Here is a 2,330-nt window from a genome sequence, read left to right on the forward strand (position 1 = left end):
GAGCCGGTCGTAATGATCGCGCGCGATCAAAAGCCCCTGGTCGCCGAACGGGCCGATGAACTTTCGCGCCACTGCGCGAAACATGTCGCGCGGACTGGTATCACCGTAGGGGGAGCGGGAATATCGGAACACAGCGGCCCGGTCGCGGCCGCTGGCTGAAACGGTCTGGATGAACTGGGTGGTCTCGTCGATCCAGCCGGTTTCCAGCACCGCGCCGGCGTGCAGGAACATCAGCCAGGGCGAGCGGGCCTGGCGCGCGCCGGCGGCAAGCGCCGCCCCTTGCGAGGATCCCTCGAAACCGATGAAGCGGCAGCCTGCGACGTCAGCCACCCGCTCGATGACGCCGTTACGCGTGCCGTCGACCAGCAGAACTTCGCGGATGATGCCGGCGGCGGCACCGGGCACCAGCGCGGCCAGCGTAGCGACCGCCGTCTGTTCGACACCTTCGGTCGGAATGATGACGCTCAGCATGATTGAGGCTTCGTTGGCTCAAATTTCGGAAGAAACGTGCCTTGTTATGATGGTGTCATAAACATGCTGCGCTGCCGAGCGCAACTTTTTGAAGGGGCGTCGGCGTTCGATGGTAAACCCGAATGGCCCATCGCATCCCAATGTTTCGCATCCAGGCCGACAGCTTTGCCGAATGTTTCGGCAAATGCGCGCCATGACGGGAGGAAACCGGACATCGCTGCAGTGATTGTCGAGCGTGGGCCGATCGGAGGCGCCGATGCCGGATCGGCCGTTCAGCCGGGAAAGCGTGCAACCATGGAAAAAGATGACATCATCCGTCCGAAATGTGGAGCCGGTTTCCGCCGGATTACGCTATCATCCCTGACCGGAGAAGCCGGTGAATTCCGCTGCTCCATCTGCGATCATCCGCTCGAGGTTTTCGATGGATCCCGGGCCGTCGTGTATCGCCTCACCGTGGCCCCGAGCAGGATAGTTGCGTGAACGCCGATCAGCTCACCCTTGGCACGACGCCGACGACGCCGAAGCAGGACGCCGAGCCGACCTTGCGGATCCGCGCGGTGATGCTGGGCGACCGCATCAACGCCGCGGGACTCGAGATCGGCCAGCGGGTCTCCTCGACGCCCGCCGCCTTCCGCGTCCATGCGGGGCTTGCCGTGATCTTCCGCTACGGTGTCGTGGTGCTGATCGGGCTGCTCCCGTCGGAGGAGAAGGTTTTCATCGATAATTTGAAGCCGCGCGTGATCGGCGAGTTCAGCCCTTATGAGGAGGAGACCGCGCAGGCGCAGCTCTGCCACGATGAAAACGCCGAGGCGATCCAGCCGGGCGGGCCGATCTGCCTCGCAAAATTCTCCGTCGACCGCCTGCTCCTGATTGCGGACGCGCTCGCCAAGAGCACGTCGCTGGCCCGCGACGAGCGGCGCGTCGCTGCGGTCTTCGATGTGATCGAGCCCTTCGCGCGCAAGCTCGCCGAGAAGGGCCGCACGCCGCGCGAGCGCAAGGGCATGCTGCAACTGATCGGCAATGCGCTCCTGGTCCAGCAGCGCGTCGCCGGCCGTGTTGCCGTTGCCGAGAAACCCGACGTGCTCTGGGAGAAGCCGGAGCTCGACCGGCTCTATTCCCGTCTCGAAGACGAGTACGAGCTGAAGGAGCGCCTCGAGACGCTCGAGCGCAAGCTCAAGGCCGTGTCGGAGACCGCCAACGCGCTGACCGACATCATCGACACGCAGCGCTCGCTGCGGCTCGAAGTGGCGGTGGTGGTGCTGATCGTGATCGAGGTCGTGATCGGCTGCATCCAGATCCTGGCCGGAACTCACTGACCCGCTTGCAGCACCGCCGCGCAATGCCGCGCGATGATCAGCTCCTCGTTGGTCGGGACGACGAAGATGTCGACGGCGCTGTCGTGGCTGTTGATGCGCTCACGCGCCTCGTCATTCGCTAGCGGATCGATGCGCGCGCCGAGCCAGGCGAGGCGCGCACAGATCTCGCTGCGGATCTCGTGACTGTGCTCGCCGATGCCGCCGGTGAAGACCACGCAGTCCAGCCCCTGGAGCGTGCTCGCCATCATCGCGACCTGCTGCGCCACGCGGAAGGTGAAGAGATTGATCGCCTCCCGTGCGGCAGTCCCGCTACTCGCAAGCAGTGTCCGCATGTCCGCCGAGATTCGGGAGACGCCGAGCAGCCCGGACTTGCGATAGAGCAGATGTTGCACGGCCTCGACGGACATCTTCTCGTGCTGTTGCAAATAGAGCAGGACGCCGGGATCGATCGTGCCGCAGCGCGTGCCCATCACCAGCCCGTCGAGCGGCGTCAGCCCCATCGTGGTGTCGACGCTGCGGGCACCATGGAGCGCACATAGGCTC

The 2,330-nt window shown here is 64.8% G+C and carries 3 protein-coding genes and 1 pseudogene; 2 read left to right on the forward strand and 2 right to left on the reverse strand.

The genetic code is table 11. The features are described from left to right. The coding region (locus AXW67_RS16175; RefSeq protein ID WP_245315573.1) for a glycosyltransferase at nt 1-471 on the reverse strand (471 nt) is incomplete at its 3' end. Nucleotides 472-534: 63 nt separating this feature from the next. On the opposite strand from AXW67_RS16175, the gene AXW67_RS44060 reads away from it, so the two are divergent. After that, nucleotides 535-951 (forward strand): hypothetical protein, encoded by a 417-nt coding sequence (locus AXW67_RS44060; RefSeq protein WP_245315575.1) that lies wholly within the window; start codon nt 535-537, stop codon nt 949-951. After that, nucleotides 948-1,787, forward strand: coding sequence for an RMD1 family protein (locus tag AXW67_RS16180; RefSeq protein ID WP_063678677.1), 840 nt, complete (start codon nt 948-950; stop codon nt 1,785-1,787). The genes AXW67_RS44060 and AXW67_RS16180 overlap by 4 nt, the downstream gene beginning before the upstream one ends. On the opposite strand, the pseudogene AXW67_RS44065 reads toward AXW67_RS16180, so the two are convergent. Continuing rightward, a pseudogene (locus AXW67_RS44065) lies at nt 1,781-2,330 on the reverse strand (acetate/propionate family kinase); the annotation flags it as partial. The gene AXW67_RS16180 and the pseudogene AXW67_RS44065 sit on opposite strands and share 7 nt — an antisense overlap.

Source organism: Bradyrhizobium neotropicale (assembly GCF_001641695.1).
Classification (GTDB): Bacteria; Pseudomonadota; Alphaproteobacteria; order Rhizobiales; family Xanthobacteraceae; genus Bradyrhizobium; species Bradyrhizobium neotropicale.